Annotated in this window: 15 protein-coding genes and 1 tRNA gene; 6 read left to right on the forward strand and 10 right to left on the reverse strand. The window is 66.8% G+C overall.

The features are described from left to right. Positions 1-13 precede the first annotated feature (13 nt). The 4 genes from QOZ99_RS19790 to QOZ99_RS19805 are packed head-to-tail and all read left to right on the forward strand — an operon-like array spanning position 14 to position 3,013. Positions 14-241 carry a hypothetical protein gene (locus tag QOZ99_RS19790; RefSeq protein ID WP_306891718.1) on the forward strand — a complete coding sequence of 76 codons (228 nt, stop codon included), beginning with the start codon at positions 14-16 and terminating at the stop codon, positions 239-241. Continuing rightward, positions 229-702 (forward strand): type II toxin-antitoxin system VapC family toxin, encoded by a 474-nt coding sequence (locus tag QOZ99_RS19795; protein WP_306891719.1) that lies wholly within the window; start codon positions 229-231, stop codon positions 700-702. Before QOZ99_RS19790 ends, QOZ99_RS19795 begins: the two co-directional genes overlap by 13 nt. Further along, the gene (locus QOZ99_RS19800) at positions 699-2,366 is read left to right on the forward strand and encodes an ABC transporter ATP-binding protein (protein WP_306891720.1); all 1,668 of its coding nucleotides are present in this window, start codon (positions 699-701) and stop codon (positions 2,364-2,366) included. Before QOZ99_RS19795 ends, QOZ99_RS19800 begins: the two co-directional genes overlap by 4 nt. Next, positions 2,363-3,013: an NUDIX domain-containing protein gene (locus QOZ99_RS19805; RefSeq protein ID WP_306891721.1), complete on the forward strand. Its 651-nt coding sequence runs from the start codon at positions 2,363-2,365 to the stop codon at positions 3,011-3,013. The genes QOZ99_RS19800 and QOZ99_RS19805 overlap by 4 nt, the downstream gene beginning before the upstream one ends. 199 nt (positions 3,014-3,212) lie before the next feature. Here QOZ99_RS19805 and QOZ99_RS19810 read toward each other — a convergent pair whose 3' ends face one another. From QOZ99_RS19810 to rffA, 9 genes are all read right to left on the reverse strand, one after another. Next, positions 3,213-4,106 (reverse strand): polysaccharide deacetylase family protein, encoded by an 894-nt coding sequence (locus tag QOZ99_RS19810; RefSeq protein WP_306891722.1) that lies wholly within the window; start codon positions 4,104-4,106, stop codon positions 3,213-3,215. A gap of 48 nt (positions 4,107-4,154) precedes the next feature. Beyond that, a complete protein-coding gene (locus QOZ99_RS19815) occupies positions 4,155-4,460 on the reverse strand; it encodes a hypothetical protein (protein WP_306891723.1) in 306 nt (101 codons plus the stop codon). A 153-nt stretch (positions 4,461-4,613) separates the two neighbouring features. Further along, positions 4,614-4,687 (reverse strand) — tRNA-Gly (locus tag QOZ99_RS19820). A gap of 150 nt (positions 4,688-4,837) precedes the next feature. Then, on the reverse strand, positions 4,838-6,439 hold the full coding sequence (locus tag QOZ99_RS19825; RefSeq protein WP_306891724.1) for a hypothetical protein: 1,602 nt from the start codon (positions 6,437-6,439) through the stop codon (positions 4,838-4,840). Between the two features lie 123 nt (positions 6,440-6,562). Beyond that, entirely contained in the window at positions 6,563-7,480 is a 918-nt protein-coding gene (locus QOZ99_RS19830; RefSeq protein ID WP_306891725.1) for a polysaccharide deacetylase family protein, read from the reverse strand. Between the two features lie 156 nt (positions 7,481-7,636). Then, positions 7,637-8,311 carry a class I SAM-dependent methyltransferase gene (locus QOZ99_RS19835; RefSeq protein ID WP_306891726.1) on the reverse strand — a complete coding sequence of 225 codons (675 nt, stop codon included), beginning with the start codon at positions 8,309-8,311 and terminating at the stop codon, positions 7,637-7,639. Continuing rightward, a complete protein-coding gene (locus QOZ99_RS19840; RefSeq protein ID WP_306891727.1) occupies positions 8,308-9,234 on the reverse strand; it encodes a glycosyltransferase family 2 protein in 927 nt (308 codons plus the stop codon). Before QOZ99_RS19840 ends, QOZ99_RS19835 begins: the two co-directional genes overlap by 4 nt. 69 nt (positions 9,235-9,303) lie before the next feature. Beyond that, positions 9,304-10,506, reverse strand: a complete 1,203-nt coding sequence (locus QOZ99_RS19845) for an ATP-grasp domain-containing protein (protein WP_306891728.1) — start codon at positions 10,504-10,506, stop codon at positions 9,304-9,306. Between the two features lie 144 nt (positions 10,507-10,650). Next, positions 10,651-11,811 (reverse strand): dTDP-4-amino-4,6-dideoxygalactose transaminase, encoded by a 1,161-nt coding sequence (gene rffA, locus QOZ99_RS19850; protein ID WP_306891729.1) that lies wholly within the window; start codon positions 11,809-11,811, stop codon positions 10,651-10,653. 269 nt (positions 11,812-12,080) lie between these two features. Between rffA and QOZ99_RS19855 the strand changes: the two genes are divergently transcribed. Both QOZ99_RS19855 and QOZ99_RS19860 read left to right on the forward strand, forming a co-directional pair. Continuing rightward, positions 12,081-12,455 carry an EamA family transporter gene (locus tag QOZ99_RS19855; protein ID WP_306891730.1) on the forward strand — a complete coding sequence of 125 codons (375 nt, stop codon included), beginning with the start codon at positions 12,081-12,083 and terminating at the stop codon, positions 12,453-12,455. Positions 12,456-12,458: 3 nt separating this feature from the next. Continuing rightward, positions 12,459-14,561, forward strand: a complete 2,103-nt coding sequence (locus tag QOZ99_RS19860; protein WP_306891731.1) for a hypothetical protein — start codon at positions 12,459-12,461, stop codon at positions 14,559-14,561. Between the two features lie 58 nt (positions 14,562-14,619). Here QOZ99_RS19860 and QOZ99_RS19865 read toward each other — a convergent pair whose 3' ends face one another. Continuing rightward, entirely contained in the window at positions 14,620-16,437 is a 1,818-nt protein-coding gene (locus QOZ99_RS19865; protein ID WP_306891732.1) for an ABC transporter ATP-binding protein, read from the reverse strand. Positions 16,438-16,658: the final 221 nt, after the last annotated feature.

Consider the following 16,658-nt stretch of genomic DNA (forward strand, 5'->3'; position numbering starts at 1 on the left):
AAGGAGAAGGGCGATGAACAAGATCGTGCGCGAGCATTACCCCATCGAGAAGCTGCCCGAAGATCTGCGCGAGGGCATGGAGGGGCCGTATGTGCAGGTGATTGTGACGACCGAGCCGCCAGCATCCAAGCATAAGCCCCTCACCTACGCTGAAATCCGCGCGAGGGTTAAGCCTCGGGGAACTACCACCGAGGAAGCAGTAGCCCGCATTCGCGAACTTCGAGACGAATGGGGCGACTGAACGGTGTGAATAGCTTCCGAATTTATTGGGACACCAGCGTCTTCATCCGCCTCGTCGAGGACGATGATGAACTATCCTATCGACTTGGAGCGCTTCAGCTCTACGCCTTTGATGGAGATGTCGTGTCTCTGCGTAGCAGTGAACTGACACTTGCAGAGCTACTTGTTCGCCCATTGCGAGACAACGACACTGAATTAATCGATATTTATCGTAGGCTGTTGCGCTCAAATGCTGCGCTGACCATTGGACCCGTCGATCGTCCGTGTCTTGAAATGGCGGCGCGGATACGAGCGGATCGCAAAGAAATCAAGCTACCTGACGCGATTCATATTGCGACCGCTCGGCTGATGAACTGCACGCACTTCGTAACCGGCGATCGCCGTCTTCGCGGCCAGGCCGACATGCCATGGGTTGATCTGACAGTGCCGGCCCTGACAGCGCTCATAGAGACATTCGCATGACTGACACCCCCCTCCTCTCCGTCGAGGACCTGTCCGTCGCCTTCACCCAGGGCGAGCGCACCACGCTGGCGGTGGATCATGTGTCCTTCGCGGTCGGGCGCGGGGAAACGCTGGCGCTGGTGGGGGAATCGGGGTCGGGCAAGTCCGTCACCGCCCTGTCCATCCTCAAGCTGCTGCAATATCCCGCCGCCTCGCACCCTTCCGGCCGCGTGATGTTCGAGGGGCAGGACCTGCTCGCCATGGACGAGCACGCCATTCGGGGGGTGCGCGGCAACGACATCACCATGGTGTTCCAGGAGCCGATGAGTTCGTTGAACCCGCTGCACACGGTGGAGCAGCAGATCGGCGAGATCCTGTTCCTGCACCGGGGCATGCGTGGGCCGGCGGCGCGGGCGCGGGTGATCGAACTGCTGACCGAGGTGGGGATCCCCGAGCCGGAGACACGGCTCGGCTCCTACCCGCACCAGCTTTCCGGCGGCCAGCGCCAGCGCGTGATGATCGCCATGGCGCTGGCCAACGAGCCCAAGCTCTTGATCGCCGACGAGCCGACCACCGCGCTCGACGTGACGGTGCAGGCGCAGATCCTCACGCTGCTGAAGGAGTTGCAGTGCCGGCTTGGCATGGCCATGCTGTTCATCACCCATGATCTGGGCATCGTGCGCAAGGTGGCGGACCGGGTCTGCGTGATGAACCACGGACGCATCGTCGAGGCGCGGCCGGTCGCGGATATCTTCGCCAGTCCCGAGCATGCCTATACACGGGCGCTGATCGCCGCCCAACCGCGGGGCAACCCCGCCCCGCCCCACCCGGAAGCCCCGCTGGTGCTGGAGGCCAACGACCTCAAGGTGTGGTTCCCGATCAAGGCCGGCGTGCTGCGCCGCACGGTCGGCCACATCAAGGCGGTCGATGGCGTGAGCGTTGCCATCCGCCGCGGCGAGACGCTCGGCGTGGTGGGCGAATCCGGCTCCGGCAAGACCACGCTGGGCCTCGCGCTGCTGCGCCTCATCTCCAGCAATGGTCCGATCGTCTTCATGGGCAAGCCGATCGACACGCTCGGCTATGGCGAGATGCGCGCGCAGCGCCACGAGATGCAGATCGTGTTCCAGGACCCGTTCGGCTCGCTCTCCCCGCGCATGTCGATCACCGATATTATCGGCGAGGGCCTGCGCGTGCATCAGCCCCGGCTTGACGCCGACGCGCGCGATGCCCGCGTCGTCGCCGCCTTGCGCGATGTCGGCCTGGAGCCGGAGACCCGCCACCGTTACCCCCACGAATTCTCGGGCGGGCAGCGCCAGCGCGTCGCCATCGCCCGCGCCATCGTGCTGGAACCCTCCTTCATCGTGCTCGACGAGCCGACCAGCGCGCTCGACATGATCGTTCAGGCGCAGATCGTCGATCTTCTGCGCGATCTGCAACAGCGCCGCGATCTCACCTACATGTTCATCAGCCACGATTTGCGCGTGGTCGCCGCGCTCGCCTCGACACTGCTGGTGATGAAGCAGGGGGTGGTGGTCGAGCAGGGCGCCGCCGCCGATCTGTTCGCCGCGCCGAAGACCGAATACACGCGTACGCTGTTCGCCGCCGCCTTCAACCTGGATACGGAGGCGCCGGGCAACCTGCCAAATCCTCCGCCGTCTCCCTTGCCGGCCGAGGTGCAGCCATGATCGCGCGTGCCGGGATCGGCGAACTGGCCGACCGCGACATCGCGCTCACGCTGCACGGCCCCGCCCGGCTGGATGAGGACGGCTTCCGCCCCTATGAGCGCTTCGAGATCACCCTCGCCGGCGCGGATGAAGCCCCGCTGGAGCAGACGCGCGACATCCTGCGGGTCGGTTCCGTGGTCGCCGCCCTCGCCTATGATCCGGCCGCGCGTTGCTTCGTGCTCATCCGCCAGTTCCGCGTGACCGCGCATCTCGCGCGAGGCGCCGGCGAGATCGTCGAACTCGCCGCCGGTCTGGTGGAGCCCGGCGAGGCTGCCGAACCCGCCGTGCGGCGCGAGTGCCACGAGGAGATCGGCGTCGCCCCGCGCGCGCTGCTGCCGATGCTCACCTTCATGCCGAGCCCCGGCGTCAGTGACGAGCAGGCCAGCCTGTTCCTCGCGCTGGTCGATTCCCGTGAGGTGCCGGCGCAGGCAGGCGAGCCGGGTGAAAACGAGCTCACCCGCCCCTTTCTGGTGCCGGTGGCTGACGCGCTGGCACAGCTGACCGCGCCCTTCCCCGGGGCGATCGGCAATTCCTTCGTGCTCATCGCGCTGCAATGGTTCGCGCTCAACCGCGAGCGGATCGACGCTTTCGTAGCGGCGCAGGATTGAGCCCGCCGGCCACGCTGCGCCGCGCGACAGGCTCTCCCGGCGGACGTCCACGGGGGGCGGTGCGGCGGGCCAATTCGATGATGGCGAGAGCCGGCGCCCTTGTCCGCACGAAAGACACGCACGCGGACAAGGCTGATGCGAGGATTCCCGGCGGGGATGTTTCCCCGCCTGTGGCCCCTGCGGCCGTTTGCCTGTTGTTTCAGGTCCCGTTGTCGTCAGGAACCTGCGCGATATAGCTTGCGGCGATGTCGCCGGCGCGGGGGATCCAGATCCGGTCCGCCTGATCGGCAATATGGGCGAGCGCCCGCCGCAGATGGCGCATCCGGTGCGGCTGGCCGACAATATAGGGATGCAGCGCCAGCCCCATGACCAGCGGCGCCTGCCGGGCGTCGGGCAGCATTTCCTCGAAATGGTCGATGATCATGTCCGCGAAGGCCGGTGCCTCCATCTGCCGCGCCATGATGGCGGGAATGTCGTTCAGCTCCTGCGGATAGGGCACGGAGAGGATCCGCCCGCCGCCGCGCGTGCGCATCCACACCGGCTGATCGTCCATGCACCAGTCGAGCAGGTAGCGATAGCCCTGCTCGGCCAGCAGGTCGGGCGTGATGTGGCTCTGTGAGATCCAGGGGCCCAGCCAGCCGGCCGGCGGCGCACCCTCCGCCTGCGCGATGACGGCGGTCGCCTCGGCGATCAGCGCGGCCTCGCCGGCCTCCGGCAGGTCGCCCTGGCGTTCGCTATTGCTGCGTCCATGGCCGACAATCTCGTCGCCACGGGCCCGGAACGCCGCCACGACCTCCGGGCAATAATCGTAGATGGCGCTGTTGACGAGCACCGAGGCCGGCAGGTGCAGTTCGTCCAGAAGCGCGATCAGCCGCCAGACGCCGACCCGGTTGCCATAGTCGCGCCAGCTGAAATTGGCGACGTCGGGCTGCGGCGTCGGCGCGACAAGCGCGGCGCCAAGGCCCTCTGCGAAGGCGAAATGCTCCAGGTTCACCGCGACATAGACGGCCAGCCCCTCCCCCTTCGGCCAGCGGAAATCCGGGCGACGGGTGATGGGCCGATAGTCGTAGCGGCCATGGTCCGGCAGGTGCATCGCATCTCATCCGCAGGAGGGTTCGACAATGGCCGACCCAGGCGCGCCTCAATTGCCCCGCTGATAGGGCTCGCGGCAGCGATAGCCGACAAAGCACTGGGACTGGTCGCGCGTCTGGATCCAGCTCGGCGCCGCTACCTGCTCCTGCGCGCTGCAATAGCCCTGATTGGCGACATAACGATCGAACAGGTTGGGACCGGTGCCAATGACGACAGCCCCCCTCTCGCGCACCAGTGCCGAAGCGGCGGCACAACTCATGTTGAGCGAGTTGGGCATGGACTGGGCAAAGGCTGCCGGAACCATGCAACAGGCCGACAGCACGACGGCAACAGACAACGGAACGGGGCGCATCATCAACCTCCTCCAGCCTACCCGGCTGGCCCGGCTGGCCCGCCAGGCACAGCCCCGCAAATTACATCAGCCGCGCGACGACGGGGAGCGAACTCGCACGGCAAAAGGCCTCGCAATCATTCGAGACCGGCCATGACACCGAGATGTGAAGAAGGCTGGAGCGGGCGAAGGGAATCGAACCCTCGTATGCAGCTTGGGAAGCTGCCGTTCTACCATTGAACTACGCCCGCTCTGAGCGCGCGCACCTTAGAAGCACGACGGGGGTAGTTTCAAGCCCCCGCGCGCGCCATTGCACAGGTGTCATCATCCACCCTCGGCATGATCCTGCCGCAGGCCGCCCGGCGGTGCGCGATTGTCGGCGGCAGAACGGCGAGATCATCCTAGTCCCAGACGATCGCTTGCGATCCCGTCGGGCAGGCGACGTGATAGTATTGCCAACCCTGCGCGGGGACCGATCGGTCGACGGCCAGCGGAATGCCCCAATGCTCCCGGCAATAAACGTCGAGCTTGGCGACGAGGTCGTCGCGGGCCACGAGGTCGATCCCGTCGGGGGAGGTCAGCCGGCGGATCGTCTGTGCGGCGTCACCACCCCACCACGAAAGCGCATGCGGTGCCAGTTGGTCCGATCCGAGGCTGTAGATGTGCACGGGCGGAAAATCCTCGCCCGCGCGCAGGAAGGCGGGATAGAGCGCCTGATAGGGCAGGACATCGGCCCAGACCACGACGACATCGGCAGGTGGCACCTTGTGCAGTTCCGCGAGGGCACCGGCCTGCTGCAGTCGCGATTGCTGCGCCTGGCCGACATAAAGCACCGCCAATACGCTCGCACAGATAAGCGCGGCCGCCGTCTGGATGACCGTGCGCGATCGGCTGAAGGGCGATAGGCAGGAAAGCACGAGCAGAGCGGCGAACGCGGAATAGGCGACGCGCGTGATGCCCGGCCGGCCGAGCAGGGCGAAGCCGGCAAACGCTGCCAGCACCACGGTGACGCACACCAGAAGGCGCCATTGGCCGCCGCGAAGGCTCAGAGCCAGCGAGATGACGGAGAGGATGACGAGCGGCGCCATATCCCAGCCCAGCAGCAGGCCGAACCAGCTCGACAGCAGATCCGTGCGCACCGTATCGATGGTCAGCGGACCCGCGACTGAAAGCAGCCGGCCGAGGCGCTCGGCTGAATAGACCTGCGGATCGACGAACCACCACTGCGCGATCATGTCGACATCGTTTCGCGACCAGCCGGCCGCGGTCAGCAGGTCGGGCTTGTCGAGCAATTGGGCCGCCACGCCGTAATCGGTGAACCACACGCGCGGTCCTTCGACGGCATTGAATGCCGTCCAGCCCTCGCTCAGGTACCCCAGCCCGTCCCACCAGAGGGCAGCCATGACCGCCAGCATGAACGCCCCGGCAGCGACCAGCGTCCCGCGCTGGAAGGACCGGGCCCGCAACAGCATCGGGCTCGCAATCAGCAGCATGAAGACCGCCGAGTCGATCCGCATCAGGAAACCAAGGAAGAAAAGCCCAGTCGCCGCCACCAGCCGGCACGGCGACCGCATCGTGCGATCGTCCAGGAAAACCACGATGCCGGCGAGCGACAGTAGCGACGCCGTGATGGTGAATTGCGGAGCCAGCAGCGGACGGATGGCCAATGCAGTGATGGTAGCCGCATTCACGAGGACGCCGTGGTTGAGCCGGATGAGGCTTGCAAACAGAAAGCCGAGGCTCAAGGACAGGCACAGGAACATATAGATCGAGTATCCCGGCTGCCCAAATGGCATTCCTATCCGGTCAACAATATCTCCCTCCAGTCTATTGGAAAAAAGTATCTGATCCGTCGCAACATTCGTAAGACCAAATCCGTGCGCCAGCATCATCATGCTGACATCGTCATTTGTCTCGAAGTATATCCCCACGGACTGTGCGAGCGCCGCCACGGCCAGGACAGCCGTCATGGCGGCAGCGAGACAATGTCGCGAATAGCTCATGACGATTAGTTCTGGAAAATACCCCGCCCGATGAGACCAACGCTAACATGATTCAGCGGCAGCACAACCATCGGTAGACGTTCCCGCGAAAGCCTCCCCCGGCAGGCATCGATGTCTGGCTTCTCAAAGCTCGGGCGGCGCAACCTCGGAAAGCGGGCGGAAGCTCGCGCGGCGGCCGATACGCTGCGCCAGCGCCTCCAGCCGCGCCAGATTGGCCATCAGCGTCTGGATGGAATAGTCGATCAGCGGATGCCCTGCGGCCTGCCGCGCCGGATATACCTCGTCCGGGTGAACAATCAGGACGAGGTCTTCGCGTGTGGCGACCAGATCGGCAAGGCCGGGCCACAGCAGTTCTGCCCGCATCGCCGGATTCACATAGCGCGCCAGCGGCACCGCATCATAGGGCGCCTGGATGGGCAGCATGGTGAGCGGCACCTCGATGATGTCGAGCGCCGGCACGCCCGGTTGCCGGTAGTCGGCACGCGAGGGCCGGAAGGGGTGATCGGGCGTGGGGCTCCAGTCGAGCCGCCAGCCACCCTCCATCTTGACCCGTCCCGGCAGCGCGGAACTGTCGAATGCGATGCCGAGTTCGGCCAGCGCCGCCATGGTCCGGTTGTCGTGATAGCAATTGCCCATCCGCACGCTGCACGGCGCCCGCCCGCTTGCGGCGAGCTTCGCATGCGTCTGCGCGAGGTCATCATGGTCGATCGCGGCAGAGCCGGATCCGTAGAGTTGCGGCATCCAGCCGAGTTCCGGTGCGGGTCCGCCATGATGGGCGACATGGCGGGCGACAAGTTGCTCGAACCGCTCGACAATGGCCAGCCGGTCGCCAAACTGGGCATGGATGAGGCGGTCGGCGCGCAGGAACCAGGTCGTTCCCACCGGCTCGCCCCGCCGGTCTGCGAGACGGGCCAGCGCCTCGAACAGCAATTCGCTGCCCTGTAGTGTCGCCGACCAGTCGGCATCGATATCGCCACCGCGGCCGAGCACGGCGTCGGCCGGCCCGACATCGACCGTCAGGTGGATCGTCAGCCTGTCCATGCCCGTTCGAGGCTCCATCGCCGGCCTGGCCCGAGAGCGGCGCGGATGGTGCGCGGCCGCCCCGGCTTCGGCATGCCGGAATCAATCTGTCCGAAACCACTGCCAAGCCCTTGGCAGTGGTCGGATTTACACCGTCGCACCAGGGCACCCGCCGGATCAATCCGCGCGCGCCGGGCGTTCCTTTCTCACGACGAGCGTGAAGTCGTAGAGATCATAGTCGTGATAGAGCGCGACATTGCGCGCATAGCGCCGCTTGCACAGGTCGAAATAGCGGCCCGGGTCGGCATAGTAGAGATCGCCCGATCTGCGGTCGGGATCGGAATAGGCGGTCAGCATATTGAAGGAGAAACCTTCACGACTATTGGCATCCATGAGATCGAGCGTGTCGAGGATATAGGCATGCCAGCGCGCCTCGTCGAAGCTGAGCCGCAGCCCGAATATCCCGCTGGCCACGCTGTAGGTGGCCGGCGACAGCTCGGCCATGGGCGCAAAACGGGAGGACCCCATTTGCGGATGGAGCGCCCGCGCCCGCTCCATGGAGGTTTCCGTGACATCGAAGCCACGATACTCGGCGGCGATGCCGGTCGCGCGCATGTAGTCATGCAGCGCGCCGTAACCGCTGCCGACATCGTTGAGGCTGACATCCGCGCCGCCCCGGCGGATGACCTTTAGCACCTGGTCGAACCGCACGGTCTGGGCGTTCGCGCTGTTCCAGCCGACTCCTTGCGGGGTCGCCGCGTGCGCCTCGATCTGCGCGGCGTTGAAGGCGACGAGCGCGGCGATGATGTCGGCATTGCGGGCGACGTAGCGCCCGCCCTCGGTGAGGCTCACGGCGGCGCACTCCGCACGATGTCGCGCACGATGACGCTGGGCCGGCGCTTCGTCTCCGAGAACACCTTGGCGAGATAGATGCCGATCACGCCTATGAAGGAAATGATCATGCCCCCGAGGATCCAGATCGACATCATCACCGATGTCCAGCCGCTGAGCGGCGTGTCGAGAAAGAGCCAGTTGACGAGCAGGTAGAGCGACCACAGCATCGAGCCGAAAAAGATCGTCAGCCCGATATTGAAGATCGCCACCAGCGGGGTGTTGCTGAACGATGTGATGGAATCGATCATCAACCGGATCTTGTGCAGGATGGAATAGGTCGTCGGGCTGCTGCTGTGCTTGATGACCGGGATCGCCACCTGCTCGAACCCGGACAGCACCCAGAGCCCGGCAATATCGAGCTCCCGCTCCTCGAAGCTCACCAGCGCATCGACATAACGCCGGGTCATGAGCCGGGCCGTCACCAGATTGGCGGGAATGTCGAGCCCGCTGAGCAGGCGGAAGAGAGCGTAATAGACATGGCCGCCGATGCGGTCCACCACGCCGCCACGCCGCGTCTCCTGGACGCCGTAGACCACATCCGCGCCGCTCTCGGTCAGCCGCGCCAGAAAGCGCGCGAGCCACTCCGGCTCTTCTTCCAGGTCGCTATCGATCAGAAAAACGAGGTCCCCGGTGGCCTGGCGCAGCCCCGCCATCATCGCGGGGTGATGGCCGAAATTGCGCGACAGGTCGACCACCACAAGGCCGGGATGCGTCCTGGCATAATCGCGCGCCAGCGCGAAGGCCCGATCCGGCGAACCATCATTGACGATGACGAGTTCCACGTCACTCGCAATGGCGCGCGCGGCGGCCAGCGCCCGGTCGCAGAATTCCACGATATGGGGCTCGGAACGGTAGAGCGTGGTGACGATGGAGAGTTTCATGCTTCGATACTGACAATTCGACGACGGGCACTCGGCTTCGGCGCGGCGGAGGAGGCCCGCTCGCCCGGACTAAACGAGTGAGACGGTGATATGATCCTTCATGCGATCGATCGTCTCGATCATGTCGACATAGGTGTCGAAGGTCAGGATCAGATTGCCGATCATCAGGCTTCCCATCTCGAAGCGCTCGACCGGATCGCCCGGGCCGAGGAACAGGCGCTCGTCCACGATCCGGCGCCGCACATGTGGATCGTATAGCACGGCTTGCAGGATGCCGGGCGCGTCGGAATAGACCGAATAGGTGGAGCAGAGGTAATCGTGCCGGCGCGCAAGGTCGACCGGTCGCCCCAGCGCGATTTCCACCGTGGCGGCGATGGTGTCGACGCCGGTTCCGTAGAGGATCGCCTCCGGCATGCGGTTTCCGCCATTGCGCGGGCCAATCTCTATGACGAACACCTCTCCCTCCGGCGTGAAGATGAGGTCGAAGTTGAACGGCCCCTGCCGTAGACCGGTCTGCCCGAACAGGAACTGCAATTCATCGACGGCCTTGCCGATCAGCCGCGGGTCGAAGACGGAGGGAAAGCTCTCCCCCACCGGCACGTGTATGCCGGGGTGGAAATGCTCATTGGCGAAGGCATGAAAGGCGATGCGCCCGTCGCGCAGGAAACCCTCGCCGCAGATCTGGTAGCCGAGCTGATCGATGACGGTCTCGACAATGGCCCGTCCGCTGGCGGAAAAGCCGATCGCGGCGCGAATGGCGGGCAGCAGTTCCGCGGGATCGGCGATCTTGCGCACCCCCTTCGCTCCGCTCGCGTCGACCGGCTTGACGATGACCTTCGTGCCAACCTCCGCGCGCACCCGCTCCTGCACGCGGCGCGGATCGCTGAGATCGCCCGCCGCCAGCGTGAGATGGCGGGGATGGAAGCGGCCGCATTCCGCCTGGAGGGCACGGAACCGGCCCTTGTCGGTGAGCGTGCGCACCCCGTCGAGCGGGTTGCCGGGCAGGCCGAGCCGTTCCGCGACGAAGGCCGCGGTCGGGGCGCCGACATCGCTGCCGAAGCTCACCACCGCATCGATCCGCTCGCGCTCGGCTACCCGCAGCACCTCGTCCATCGCCGTGGTGCTGACATTGTAGGAGGCATGGGCCAGCCTGTGCCCCGGATTGCCGGGCCGGTTGTCGCACGTCACCGTACGATAGCCCGCTGCCCTCGCATAGTCGATCGGCGCCAGCTGCTGCGGGGAGGCCCCGAGGAAAAGGATCGTCTTCGACATGAACGGGACGCCGTGTGGGTGGCGGATATCGGCGAACGCGGTCGCCTCAGCCGGGGACGGGAGCGTTTTCGCGCGACGTCGATACCCCGTCGCGTGACGGAAACGCGTCGACGCACATGGCTGGAGAATTGCGGGTGTCGGGGCTCACCGAGAACCCTCCAGCTGCCGCACCGATGGTCCGCGCGCGATGGCGTGCATCGCGTGAATGACCAGGTCCGCCTGCTCCGCCGTCATGCCGGGGAAGACCGGCAGGCGCAGCAGCCGGCCGGCCGTCGCGTCGGTCACGGCCAGATCCCCGTGCGTGCGCCCGAACCGCCGTCCCGCCGGAGAGCTGTGCAGGGGCACATAGTGCATGAAGGCATCGATGCCGGCCTCGGCGAGCTGCGCGGCCCAGCGGTCGCGGGCGTTGGCATCGTCAAGCAGCACATAATAGATGTGGCCATTGGTCGTGCAGCCATCCGGCACGGTCGGCCGCGTGATGAGGCCGCGCGCCTCCAGCGGCTCCAGCCCGGCATGGTAGCGCTCCCAGATGCCGAGCCGATCCGCGATGATCGCCTCCATGGACTGGAGCTGCGAGTAAAGGAAGGCGGCGGTGATGTCGCTCGGCAGGAAGGAGGAGCCGACATCCACCCAGGTATATTTTGTCACCAGCCCCCGCCGGAAGCGGACGCGGTCGGTGCCCTTCTCCCAGAGGATCTCGGCGCGGTCCATTAGCTCGGGATCGTTGATGATCAGCGCCCCGCCCTCGCCGGAAATGACGTTCTTGGTCTCGTGGAAACTCAGCGCCGACAGTTCCCCGAAGGTGCCGAGGGGGCGCCCGCGATAGGTCGAGCCGATCGCCTGGGCCGCATCCTCGATGAGGGTCAGCCCGTGGCGCCGGGCAATCTCGCCGATGGCCGTCATCTCGCAGCCGACGCCGGCATAGTGCACGACGCAGATCGCCCGTGTGCGCGGCGTGATTGCCGCCTCGATCCGCGTCTCATCGATGTTCTGGGTATCGGGCCGTATGTCGACGAAGACCGGAACACCCCCGCGCAGCACCACCGCATTCGCCGTGCTGGTGAAGGTGAAGGAAGGCATGATGACTTCATCGCCCGGACCCAGCCCCGCGAGCAGCCCCGCCATTTCCAGCGCCGAGGTGCAGGAGGTCGTCAGCAGCACCCGCGAGCCGGCATAGCTCTGCTCCAGCAATTGCTGGCAGAGCTGGGTGAAGCGGCCATTGCCCGCCACCGTCTCGCCGAGCGCCTCCCTGATGTAGTCGAGTTCAGGCCCGGCGAGCTCGATCCTGTTGAATGGTACCAGCATCTTGGCTTCCGGCCTCCCTCGATGAATGATTCTTCACAACCACGAGGTGCTCCGATCCAAAATTACCGCTGCCCCGGTCCTTTGATTAACACCTCCGTGTCCGCAGTGGTCAACTGCGCGCGGGAAGTTACACCCGCCTCTCCAAAGGTCAGCTTGCAGTGTCCTTGTGCCGGCTCAGGCGGGAGCGGGAGGGCGTAGCCTGTGCATCGGGGCCTGTGCTAGTCACGCAGGTCTGCCGAACCGGGACACAATCGGAGGTCGTACGAGGCATGAATGCGTCGGGTCTCATCTATCTCACGGCCAATGTGCTCCTCTCGCTGGCCGGGACGCTCGCGCTCAAATGGCGCGCCACCGCGCATTCGGACGTCGCTTCCGACAAGGGCCGTCTCGCCTATCTCGCCTCCATGTTCCTCGATCCCTGGGTGATCCTGTCGCTCGGGGCGTCGGTCCTCGCCATGCTGGCCTGGATGAGCGCGCTGGAACGGGTGGAGCTGTCGCGCGCCTTCGCCTTCACCGCGCTCATCTATGTACTGGTGCCCGTCAGTTCCTGGCTGCTGTTCAGCGAGCGCATCACATTGCTGCAAGTGCTGGGCATCACCCTGATCGTCGGTGGCATCGTGATTGCCGAGCTTGGACGGGGCTGAGCCATGACATCGGCGAACGGGGAGCGGGGCCCGGCAGACGCGGCCCTCGGCGGGAGCCATCGCCGGAGCCATCGCCGGAGCCTTGCCCACGAGATCGTCATCGCCAGCGGCATCGTCGCGCTCTTTCTCGCCGCTCTTGTATGGATGTCCGGCGGCGTGCCCGGCCTTCCCGCCATCCTCGCCCTATGGGCCGGCGTCCTGGCCGTGCTGATGGCCGGAGAACTTCTGCTGGCCGCGGCCGGCGCCGGAATATTCGCCGGCCGGCTCGCCCTCTCACTCGTCTGCGGCTTTGCCGCCTGCGTGACGGCTCAACTCTTCGGCGTGTTCGTGCTGGGCCTTCCCGCGCCGCTGTGCTTTCTTCTTTTTGGTGGCGCCGTCGCGCTCACCGGCGCTCTCGTCTTGCCGCGGCTGCCGGCCGGCGGAGGAGACGCCGCCACCGACAATGTGATGCTGGCACTGGCCGCCGGGCTGGTGCTGTTCGGCTTCCGCGATCTGGTGGCGGTTCTGCCGGCGCTGGTGACGCAGGGCGTGATGCTCAATACGGATGGCGTGATCCACGCCGCGCAGCTCGCGCAGTTTGGCGACCCGCTCGGCTTCGGCCGGGGCAGTCTGCTGCTGGCGGATGTGCCCCTCGGCCTCTACCATTACGGCTATTACCTGCCGGCGGCGGCCATCATGCGGCTGCTCGATCTCACGCCCCTCGCCGCGCAGGCGGCGATGCTGGTGCCGCTCGGCGTCTTTCTCGGGGCGTGCGGGGCCTATGCACTGGCGGCCTCGATGGGCGGAAGCGCGGCGGGCCTCATCGCCATCGGCCTGCTCTTCGCCCTGCCCGACGGCGCGCATCTGGGCATCGGCAACCGCTTCTTCGGCTTCCAGACGGTGATGCTGCTGGAGCCGGGATCGGGCTATGCGGTGGGTGGCGCTCTGGCGGCGCTGGCCTGTTTCGAGCGCGGCCGACGTATCGGCGGCTGGGGAATGTGGATCCTCGCGGCGGCGCTGGTGGCCGTGCTTTTCCAGCTGCGGGCGCATGTCTTCATCCTGTTCGCCCCGGTCATGGCGCTGTTGTGGGCGGGCGAGATTCCGGCCCTGCGCCGTCATCGCGCCGCCCTGATCCTCGCAGCTGGCATCGCCGGGCTGGCCGGCATCGCCGCCGTGACGGCGATCCCGGCCCTGCACGACGCCGTCGCCGGCTTCTCCAACGCGCCCAGCTTCTTTCTCATTGCGCTGGACACCCTGGGGCCGACCCTTCGCGAGGGCCTCTTTCATTCGCTGGTCGAGACGCAGGGGATGGGCCCCGCGCTCGCGCTGGGGCTGCTGGTCACGCTGGCGGCGATCCTGGGCGTTCTGCTGCCCGCCTATCTCATCATCCTGGGGCTGGCGCGGCTGCGGCGCGGCACGACCGGCCTGGATGCCTTTCCCCTGCTGCTGCTCGCGGTCTATGCCGCGCTTATCCTGCTCGCGCCCAAGGCGCCCTTCTCCGACCCCAACACCGAGTTCCAGCACAGGCCGCTGGTGCTGGTCTACCCGGTCTTCGCGGTCTTCATCGCCATCCTCGCGGCGCGGTGGCTGCGGCTGGATACGAAGGTCGCGCCGCCGCGCGTATTCGTGCCCGCCGCGCTGGCCATCGCAGTGCTGTCGGTCCTGCCGCAGGCTGCGGGCCTCTACACGGCCGAACTGATGCCGGCCGGCCTGTCGAATTTCATTCGCCGCCCCACCGAACCCGCGCTGGTGCCGACCGCGCTCGCCATCCGCGCGGCGTCCGCTCCCGGAATGACGCTGGCGGTCGCCGACATCCGCGCCGAGGATGGCAATATCGACAGCTGCGCCACGCTTGCCGGCATCAGCGGCGTGCCGTGCTTTCTCTCGCGTCCGTCGACCGAAGCCGCCGTCAGCCCCGCTCAGGCCGCGCTGGTCGCCGAGCGCCTCTCGGTCCTCGACGCAATCGCCCACGCCGCCGACCTGGGTGCGGCGCGGCATCTGATGGGGAAGGCCGGCATCAGCTGGTACGTCGTGCGCGGACCCGGCCAGCCGAGCTTCGATCCCGAGGGCACGGGCGCGGAACTCCGCAACAGCTTTGGCGCCCTCTATCGCGCGCCGCCACCGTGACGATCCATTCGTCGGGCGGCTCGGCCGATCCGGTTGGCTCACCGGATCGGATCCGGCTCTATCCCACCGCCGGCTCCTCCTCGGTCTCCACCGACGCGATCTGCGCCATGCCATCCGACTGGCGCTCGAACAGCCGCCGGTAGCGCCCGCCGGGGCGTGCCAGCAACTCTTGGTGCCGGCCGTCCTCGACGACCCGGCCATGCTCGAAGACGAGGATACGGTCCATCGCCCGCACGGTGGAAAGTCGGTGCGCGATGACGATGGCCGTGCGCCCCTGCATCAGCCGCTCCATCGCCTGCTGGATCGCCGCCTCGGACTCGGAATCGAGGCTGGAAGTCGCTTCATCCAGAATGAGGATCGGCGCATCCGCGAGGAAGGCGCGGGCGATGGCCACCCGCTGGCGCTCGCCGCCGGAGAGCTTCACCCCCCGCTCGCCGACCAGCGTGCGATAGCCCTTCGGCAAGCGCTCGATGAAGTCGTGCGCGTTGGCGAGCCGTGCCGCGCGCTCGATGTCTCCCGCGCTGGCATCGGGCCGCGCATAGGCGATGTTCTCCGCCAGCGTGCGGTGGAAGAGGATGGGCTCCTGCTGCACGATGGCGATCTGCTGGCGCAGCGAGGCCTGCGCCACCTCGCGCACATCATGCCCGTCGATCAGCACGCCGCCATCGCTGACATCGTAGAGCCGCTGCAGCAGCTTCACGAATGTCGTCTTGCCCGAGCCGGACGGCCCGACCAGACCCACGCGCTGCCCGGCCGGGATGAGCACGTCGAGCCCGGCGAAAAGCGGCGCGGCATGGCGGCCATAGTGGAAGGTGACCTGCGCGAAACGCACCTCGCCGCCCCGCACCGTCAGAGGCGACGCGGTATCGCGGTCGGCGACGCCGGCGGTGAGCGCGTGCAGGTCCACCATCTCCTCCATGTCGTTCACCGCGCGCTGAAGGTTGTGCACATGCTGGCCGATCTCGCGCAGATAGCCGTGCAGCACGAAATAGGTGGCCAGCACATAGGTGACGTCGCCGGGCGTGGCGCGCCCCTGCCACCACAGCCAGAGCGCCGTGGCGGTGACGGTGGTGCGCACCACCCAGAGCAGCGCGAATTCGCCGCTGGCGCTCCAGGTCGCCAGCATCCAGGTGCGCCGCACCCGCCGGCGCCAGCGCGTCACCACCACGCCCAGCCGCTCGTCCTCGCGCGCCTCGGCGCCGAAGGCCTTCACCACCTGGTTGGCGCCGAGCGTGTCGGAGAGGATGCCGCCGATGCGGGTGTCCCACGCATTGGACAGCCGGGCGGCGGGCGCCACGACGCGGGTGGCGAGCATGACGGTGAGCGCGCCATAGGCCAGCGCGCCGACCGCCATCACCAGCCCCATCACCGGCCAGTGCAGCATCAGCAGCAGCACGGTGCCGGCCAGCACCACAACCGAGGGCAGCAGCGAGAGCAGCAGCACGTCGTTGATGACATCGAGCGCCCACATGCCGCGGGTGATCTTGCGCACGGTGGAGCCGGCGAAGCTGTTGGCGTGCCAGTCGCTGGAGAAGCGCTGAACCCGGTGGAACGCCTCGCGCACCACGTCCGACATGATGGCGAGGGTGAGCGGCACCACCCCCCACCAGGCAAGATGGCGCAGCACCACCATGACAAGGCCGAGCCCCGCCATCATGACGAAAGCCTCCAGCGCGGCCGGGGCCTCGCTCTTGCCGGCGGTCAGCGCGTCGATCAGCCGGCCGGCATAGAGCGGCACGAAGATCTCGGTCAGCGTCGCCAGAACGATGGCCGCGCCTATGCCGACCGCCATCGGCCAGCGGCGCGCCCAGTGACGGAACGTGAAGGCAAGGACGTCGCGCAGCGCGTCGCTGCCGCGTTTGGACTGGAAAGACATGGGAAACGCAGGCGCGAAAGACGCGCCTCTCCTGCGATGGAAATGAGCTCAGCGCGGGGAAAAAGTGACCGGATGGCGGGGGAGCGCAGCTCCGCGGCCTGCCGAACTAGCCGTGCGGCTTCACAGCCGGGACGGGCTGACGAAACAGAATAGTCATTCGCGCCCCTCCCTGGTTCGCAGTGTCGATCACGTAAGCGTTTACCACGGGAATGCCGGCGAGG

The sequence above is a fragment of the Ancylobacter amanitiformis genome (assembly GCF_030814815.1).
In the GTDB taxonomy this organism is placed as follows: Bacteria; Pseudomonadota; Alphaproteobacteria; order Rhizobiales; family Xanthobacteraceae; genus Ancylobacter; species Ancylobacter amanitiformis.